Consider the following 7,105-nt stretch of genomic DNA (forward strand, 5'->3'; position numbering starts at 1 on the left):
GCCGCTCCGGCGCCCGCTGCCCCGGCCCCGGCCGCCGCACCCGCTGCGCCCGCGCAATCCGCGGCGCAATCGGTGTTCAAGCCGCTCGCTGGCGCCACGTCCGGCCAAGGCACCGACATCGACCTCATCATGGACGTTCCCGTCCAGTTGACGGTCGAGCTGGGCCGCACCCGCCTGACCATCAAGAACCTGCTCCAGCTGGGTCAGGGCTCCGTGGTCGAACTCGACGGCCTGGCCGGCGAGCCGATGGACATCTTCGTCAACGGCTACCTGATCGCCCAGGGCGAAGTCGTGGTCGTCGAAGAAAAGTACGGCATCCGCCTGACCGACATCATCACCCCGTCCGAGCGGATCAACCGCTTGAACAACCGTCGTTGAACCCTGGCGCCATGACCGAACCTGCTCTGCTGCGCGTCATCGTCGGCCTCGTGCTGGTGGTGGCCGCCATCCTGGTCTCGGCGTGGCTTGCCAAGCGCGCCGGACTGGTGCAACGCGGCGGCGGCAATCTGCTGCGCCAGGTTGCCAGCCTGCCGGTCGGTCCGCGACAAAGCGTCGTCGTCGTCGAGATCGAAGACACCTGGCTGGTGGTGGGCGTCGGCCCGAACCAGCTCACCACCCTGCATACCCTGCCCGCCGGCCAGTTGCCGGAGGGTTCGCCTTTGCCCACGGCCGCCTTTGCAGCCAAGCTGGGCCAGGCACTCAAGCGCCGCTAAGGCACAACGCCCCGGCGCGAATCAAGCGATACCCATGAGTTTGCCTACCCGCACGACATTCGCACGCGCCGGCCAGCGCGCGCTGCCCATGCTGGCCGCCGCCGCGGTGCTGGGCCTGGCCTTCTTCCCGGCCGGCGTCGTGGCCCAGGCCACGCTGCCCGCGCTGACGGCCACGCCGGGCGCGGACGGCTCGCAGACGTACTCGCTCAGCATGCAGACCATGCTGCTCATGACGTCGCTGTCCTTCCTGCCGGCCGCGCTGCTGATGATGACGGGCTTCACGCGCATCATCATCGTGCTGGGCCTGCTGCGCAGCGCGATGGGCACCGCCATGTCGCCGCCCAACCACGTACTGATCGGCCTGGCGCTGTTCCTGACCTTCTATACGATGTCGCCGGTGTTCGACAAGATCTACACCGACGCCTACAAGCCCTTGTCCGAAGGGACAATCCAGTTCGAGGCCGCGGTCGAACGCGCCGCGGGTCCCCTACGCACGTTCATGCTGCACCAGACGCGCGAGAACGACCTGTCGCTCTTTGCCAACCTGGCCAAACAGCCGGCGCTGGAAGACCCCTCGCAGGTGCCGATGCGCATCCTGGTGCCGGCCTTCATCACCAGCGAACTGAAAACCGCCTTCCAGATCGGGTTCACGATCTTCATTCCCTTCCTCATCATCGACCTGGTGGTTGCCAGCGTGCTGATGGCGCTGGGCATGATGATGGTGCCGCCCGTCACCGTGGCGCTGCCGTTCAAGCTGATGCTGTTCGTGCTGGCCGACGGCTGGAACCTGCTCATGGGCTCGCTCGCCCAGAGCTTCTACCAGTAACGCCGCAAGGAGATCGCCATGACTGCCGAAACCGTCATGACCATGACCTACCAGGCGATGAAGGTCGTCCTGGCGATGGCCGGTCCCCTGCTCCTCGTCACGCTGGTGGTGGGTCTGGTCATCAGCATTTTCCAGGCCGCCACGCAGATCAACGAAATGACGCTGTCGTTCATTCCGAAGCTGCTGGCCATGTGCGGCGTGCTGGTGCTGCTGGGCCCGTGGCTGATCGGCGTCATGGTCGACTACATCCGGCAGCTCATCGGCCAGATCCCCATGCTGGTGTCCTGAGCGGCGCCCGCCGCCGGACACGGGTTGCCACGCCATGTTCTCTTTCACGCTCGAGCAGCTCAACGGCTGGGTCGGCCAGTTTCTCTGGCCGTTCGTGCGTATTCTGGCGCTCGTGGCCACCGCGCCCCTGTTCTCCGAATCGCTCATTCCCGTCAAGGTCAAGATCGGCCTGGCTTTCGTGCTGGCCGTGGCGATCGGGCCCGCGCTCGATGCCATGCCGCCGGTGGCGCCCGGATCATACGCGGGTCTGTGGATGGTGATGCAGCAGGTGCTGATCGGCATCGCCATGGGCTTTACCATGCGCATCGTGTTCGCGGCGGTGCAGACCGCGGGGGAATTCGTGGGACTGCAGATGGGTCTGTCGTTCGCGTCGTTCTTCGATCCCAGCTCGGGCGCCAACACCGCCGTGCTGTCGCGCCTATTCAACATCGTCGCGATGCTGACCTTCCTGGCGCTGGACGGCCACCTTCTCGTCCTGGCGGCCCTGGTGCGGTCCTTCGATACCTTGCCGATTGCCACGATCCAGCTGCACCAGAATGGCTGGGGCACGGTCGTCGAATGGGGCAAGACGGTGTTCGTGTCGGGCCTGCTGCTGGCGCTGCCGCTGATCTGCGCGCTGCTCACCATCAACCTGGCGATGGGCATCCTGAACCGCGCCGCCCAGCAGCTTTCCGTGTTCTCGGTGGGCTTTCCCGTCACGCTCATCATCGGCGTGACGGTGTTGACCATCGTGCTGCCTCACGCCGGCCCGTTCCTGGAATCGCTCTTCGAATCGGGCCTGACCGCGATGAGCCGCGTCGTGGACGCCCTGGCGGGACGCTAGCGGGGCCGGCGAGCGGCCCTGCCGCCAACCGCTCAGTGCTGGCCCACCACGCGGAAGACGCGGATGGTCTCGCGCAGCGCGCCCGACTGATTGCCCAACTGCGTCACCGCGCCGCCCAACTCCTGCACGAGCGCCGTGTTCTGCTCGGTCATCACGTCCATCTGCGAGACCGCGGTGTCCACCTGCTCGATGCCGGTTGACTGTTCCTGCGAAGCGCGCGAGATCTCGCTGATGATGGCCGTGACACGGTGCACGGCGTCCACGATCTCCTGCATCGTCGCGCCAGCCTGTTCGGCCTGTGCCGAGCCTTCCGTCACGCGGTCGACCGAGTCTTCGATCAGCGACTTCACTTCCTTGGCCGCCTGGGCGCTCTTTTGCGCCAGGCTGCGCACCTCGCCCGCCACCACCGCAAAACCCTTGCCGGATTCGCCGGCCCGGGCCGCTTCCACCGCCGCATTCAGCGCCAGGATGTTGGTCTGAAAGGCGATGCCTTCGATGATACTGACGATATCGGCGATCTTGCGCGAGCTGTCTGAAATGCCGTGCATGGTGTTGACCACCTGCCCCACGGCCACGCCGCCGCGCCGCGCGACGTCCATGCTGCTGGCGGCCAGGTCGTTCGCCTGCCGCGCGTTGTCGGCGTTCTGACGCACGGTCGAGGTCAGCTGCTGCATGCTGGCGGCCGTCTGCTGCAACGACGCCGCCTGCCCCTGAGTGCGGCCGGCCAGCTCCTGGTTACCGCGGGCAATGTGCACGGCGGCGTGCGTCGTGCCTTCGATGCCGCGGTAGACATCGTGCGCGATGCCGATCAGGCTCTTGCGCATCACTTCCAGCGAGAACTTCAGGCTGCCCACCTCGTCATCCGACTCGGGCACGATCTGCGTGGTGAGATTGCCGGCCGCTACCTGGCGCGCCATGTTGGCCGCATCCAGCATCGGATCCAGGAGCGAACGCGCCAAGCTCCAGCCCATGCCGTAGATGGCGGCAACGGCCAGCGCTATCGCGCCGCAACCCAATCCCGCGCCCCACGGCGACAGGCTGTCCCAATTGGCATGCAGCCCATAGGCGCCGGCCGCGGCGACGAAGCCGGCCGACAGCGTGGCGTGGCGCAGCATGCGGTTGCGCACGCCGGACCGGAACGGAAAGGCCAGCACGTCCAGCCCGCGGCGCCAGCCGGCGCGCACGGGGCGGCCACGCAGGATGCGCACGCCCCTGGCCGTGCCCTCGCGCATGCGCGCATAGAGTTCCTCGGCCATCTCGACCTGCTCTTCCGACGGGCGCACACGCACCGACGAATAAGCCACGACCTCGCCGTTCTCGATAATGGGCGTGGCGTTGGCCAGCACCCAGTAAAAGCCGCCATCCTTGCGGCGGTTCTTGACGACCCCCAGCCAGGACTCGCCGGCCTCCAGGGTCTCCCAAAGGTCCGCGTAGGCCTCCGGGGGCATGTCGGGATGGCGCACGATGTTGTGCGGCTTGCCGATGAGTTCGTCGCGCGTGAAGCCGCTGACATCGACGAACGCAGGGTTCGCATAGACGATGCGGCCCTTGGTATCCGTGCGCGAGATCAGGTATTGATCCTCGCGCAGCTTGGTTTCCACATTGGTGACGGGTAGGTTGACGCGCACGGCTTGTCTCCGGGTTTACAACATATACGACAGCAGATTGAGCGGCATGCAACGGACGCGATGCGAGGCAACGGTGCACTCCCGCCGGCTTCGTCTGGCGCCCGATCCCCCGGTCACCATCGATCACTGTGTTTTCGGCCTGACGCATCAGGCGTTGCCAATGTTTACGGTCATAAAGCAGAAAACTTAACGTGCTTATGACCGCGATCAACGCCCTTATAACCATTGGATATAAGACAAGCGATTCCTGCCGGATCCGAGCATTGCGGACGTATAAAAAGCCGCGCCCGATCCCGCGTTTGCGGGATCGGGCGCGGCCCGGAACAACAACGATCAGTTCAGCGACGGCGCGGCATAGCCGCCGAGCTGATGCGCAGGCACTTCAATGACTTCGCCCGCGTTGATCTTGAACACGGCCACCGCTTCGGCCAGGCGCTGGGCCTGCTCCTGCAGCGAGCCGGCGGCGGCCGCGGCCTCTTCCACCAGCGCCGCGTTCTGCTGCGTCACTTCGTCCATCTGCGACACCGCGCGGTTCACCTGATCGATGCCGCTGGACTGCTCTTCGGACGCCGCCGAGATCTCGCCCATGATGTCCGTCACGCGCTTCACCGACGCCACGATTTCCTGCATCGTCGCGCCGGCGCGTTGCACCTGCTGCGAACCGGCGCCCACCTTGGAGACCGAGTCCTCGATCAGACCCTTGATTTCCTTGGCGGCCTGGGCGCTGCGCTGCGCCAGCGAGCGCACTTCGCCCGCCACCACCGCAAAGCCCTTGCCCTGCTCACCGGCACGCGCGGCTTCCACCGCCGCGTTCAGCGCCAGGATGTTGGTCTGGAACGCGATGCCGTCGATGACCGACACGATCTCGGAAATCTTGCGCGAGCTGGCCGAAATGCCTTCCATGGTGTTGACCACTTCAGACACGGCGGAACCGCCGCGTTCGGCCACGTCCGACGCGCTGGCCGCCAGCTGGTTGGCTTGGCGGGCGTTGTCGGCGTTCTGCTTCACGGTCGAGGCCAGCTCTTCCATCGATGCAGCGGTCTCTTCCAGCGAAGCGGCCTGCTCTTCCGTGCGGCTGGACAGATCCGTGTTGCCCGCGGAAATCTCGCGCGAGCCCACCGTGATCTCGTCCACGCCGCGGCGCACCGTCGACACCGTGCGCGTCAGGCTTTCCTGCATGCGCTTGAGCGCGGCGAAGAGCTGGCCGATTTCATTGTGCGAACGCACTTCCACACGGCCCGTCAGGTCGCCGGCGGCGATCTTGTCGAAGTGCTGGCCGGCCTCTACCAAGGGGCGCACGACCAGGCGGCCGAACAGGATGCGGGCAAGCACCATCAACAAGAGGGCCAGCGCCACGGCAATGCCCACGGCGATCATGGCCAGCTTGAAGTTCGCTTCGGCCTGATCGATCGTCTGGCGCTGCTGATCGGCAATGTACTTGTCGAACTGGGCGATCGCCTCGATGAAGGCGGCGCTGCGCGGCGTGCCGTATTCGTTGTTCACCATGTAGAACGTCGAATAGTCTTCGCTGCGCAGGGCTTCGACCATCGTGTCCACGCCGTCGTCGATGTACGAGCGATAGCGGCGCACCAGGTTCATCGACAACTGGCGGCCGGTGTCGTCCTCGAGCATGTTCTTCTGGAAATCGGCAAAGCGGCTGCGCACGCCGGTCAGGAGGTCGGTCGCGCCCTTGAGCGCGGCGGCCGCGTCACGCGCCGAATTCTCGCCGCTGCCCCAGCCGGACTCCTGCAGGTGACGGGCGGCCACCATCAGGCCAACGCGTGCACGCAGCATGTCGCTGTTGATGATCTCGACCTGCTTGGCGCGCTCGGTCAGCGCATTGACCTCTCGGATCGATTCATAGTTGCTTTGCAGGAAGTAGGCGGCCAAGCCCCCCACTGCTGCGATCAGCAGCGCGAAAAACGCCATCACCCACAGCAGCATCGTGCCGACGCGCGCATCGCGCAGCCTCAGTTTGCGCTTGACCTTGGGTGCGCGCGCGGCTTTTTTCTTGCCCGCCTTGCCGGCCTTTGCGCCGGATTCGAGACTCGCTTCCATTTATTTCCCCATCCCTCAGGAACTGCTCTGACCAAATGAAAAACCACCCGTGGGACACGCCCTGTTACACAGGGCTTGCACTCAGGGCGACGAACATCGGGCTTGGGGCCCGATGTCTTCTGCTGGACTGCGGGGCTACTTGCCCTGCGGCGCCAGACCGGCCGGTTCTCCCGGACCCGGGATGTAGATGGTTTGCACCTCGGGGGCCACGGCCGGTTGGGCCCAGTCCTGAGTGATCTCAGGCGCAGGGGCCGGTCCCAACAATTTCTGGCGTTCCCAGGGTTCCAGCAGAATATTGGTGCTGTCGACGAGCCGCATCAGCCGGCCATCGGGGCCGAACTGCAGCAGCGCTTCCTTGCGGCTGTACAGGCCGTCGGCGACAAAGGTGATTTTGTGGGACCAGAGCATCAGCACCGTGCCGTCGCTCTGTTTGAACTGCTGGGCAGGCGGAGCGGTCAGCGCGCGCGCGGCCTCTTCCACCGTCGTCTGACCGGGCGTCAGGGTCGACAGCTTGCTCGGATCGAAGTTGTGACCCGTTGCCGCGCAACCCGCGACAAAGGCCGCAATCGCGGCCGCTGCCAGAAGATGTAGATAACCTCGCATACCCTGCCTATTTGCCGGTCTACCCGGCGTCAGAAAGATTCCCAATCGTCGTCCGAAGGCGCCTGCCGCCGGCTTGCGGCCGGTGCGGATGCGGGCTTCGGGTCGGTCTTCGCGGCGGGCGCGGGACGCGTCGCCGCCGGTCTGCGCGGCGGCCGCGCCGCCGAGG

General features: G+C 65.9%; 8 protein-coding genes. 5 read left to right on the forward strand and 3 right to left on the reverse strand.

The genetic code is table 11. The annotated features are described in order from the left end of the window. From fliN to fliR, 5 genes are all read left to right on the forward strand, one after another. A partial coding sequence (fliN, locus tag HV786_RS27105) for a flagellar motor switch protein FliN (protein ID WP_175212087.1) occupies nt 1-378 on the forward strand: 378 nt, incomplete at its 5' end. Nucleotides 379-389: 11 nt separating this feature from the next. Beyond that, nucleotides 390-713 (forward strand): flagellar biosynthetic protein FliO, encoded by a 324-nt coding sequence (gene fliO / locus HV786_RS27110; RefSeq protein ID WP_056316659.1) that lies wholly within the window; start codon nt 390-392, stop codon nt 711-713. A 34-nt stretch (nt 714-747) separates the two neighbouring features. After that, entirely contained in the window at nt 748-1,539 is a 792-nt protein-coding gene (fliP, locus tag HV786_RS27115) for a flagellar type III secretion system pore protein FliP (RefSeq protein WP_369818491.1), read from the forward strand. A gap of 18 nt (nt 1,540-1,557) precedes the next feature. Beyond that, complete coding sequence (gene fliQ / locus HV786_RS27120) at nt 1,558-1,827, forward strand: flagellar biosynthesis protein FliQ (protein WP_056316656.1); 270 nt, start codon at nt 1,558-1,560, stop codon at nt 1,825-1,827. A 34-nt stretch (nt 1,828-1,861) separates the two neighbouring features. Next, nucleotides 1,862-2,650 carry a flagellar biosynthetic protein FliR gene (gene fliR, locus HV786_RS27125; protein WP_128828151.1) on the forward strand — a complete coding sequence of 263 codons (789 nt, stop codon included), beginning with the start codon at nt 1,862-1,864 and terminating at the stop codon, nt 2,648-2,650. Nucleotides 2,651-2,682: 32 nt separating this feature from the next. Here the strand turns inward: fliR and HV786_RS27130 are convergent, their stop codons facing one another. The 3 genes from HV786_RS27130 to HV786_RS27140 form a co-directional block, all read right to left on the reverse strand. Beyond that, the gene (locus HV786_RS27130; RefSeq protein ID WP_175212088.1) at nt 2,683-4,278 is read right to left on the reverse strand and encodes a methyl-accepting chemotaxis protein; all 1,596 of its coding nucleotides are present in this window, start codon (nt 4,276-4,278) and stop codon (nt 2,683-2,685) included. Between the two features lie 333 nt (nt 4,279-4,611). Then, on the reverse strand, nt 4,612-6,336 hold the full coding sequence (locus HV786_RS27135; protein WP_128828150.1) for a methyl-accepting chemotaxis protein: 1,725 nt from the start codon (nt 6,334-6,336) through the stop codon (nt 4,612-4,614). Between the two features lie 135 nt (nt 6,337-6,471). Beyond that, nucleotides 6,472-6,939 (reverse strand): hypothetical protein, encoded by a 468-nt coding sequence (locus tag HV786_RS27140; protein ID WP_056316644.1) that lies wholly within the window; start codon nt 6,937-6,939, stop codon nt 6,472-6,474. Nucleotides 6,940-7,105: the final 166 nt, after the last annotated feature.

Origin of the sequence: Achromobacter mucicolens (assembly GCF_902859725.1) — a bacterium.
Taxonomy (GTDB): Bacteria; Pseudomonadota; Gammaproteobacteria; order Burkholderiales; family Burkholderiaceae_B; genus Achromobacter; species Achromobacter mucicolens.

What these genes read in the sequence shown, in the direction of transcription:
- fliQ (WP_056316656.1), top strand. Translation starts at nt 1,558, where the DNA reads ATGACTGCCGAAACCGTCATGACCATGACCTACCAGGCGATGAAGGTC.
- HV786_RS27135 (WP_128828150.1), bottom strand. Translation starts at nt 6,336, where the DNA reads ATGGAAGCGAGTCTCGAATCCGGCGCAAAGGCCGGCAAGGCGGGCAAG.
- fliP (WP_369818491.1), top strand. Translation starts at nt 748, where the DNA reads ATGAGTTTGCCTACCCGCACGACATTCGCACGCGCCGGCCAGCGCGCG.
- fliO (WP_056316659.1), top strand. Translation starts at nt 390, where the DNA reads ATGACCGAACCTGCTCTGCTGCGCGTCATCGTCGGCCTCGTGCTGGTG.
- HV786_RS27140 (WP_056316644.1), bottom strand. Translation starts at nt 6,939, where the DNA reads ATGCGAGGTTATCTACATCTTCTGGCAGCGGCCGCGATTGCGGCCTTT.
- fliR (WP_128828151.1), top strand. Translation starts at nt 1,862, where the DNA reads ATGTTCTCTTTCACGCTCGAGCAGCTCAACGGCTGGGTCGGCCAGTTT.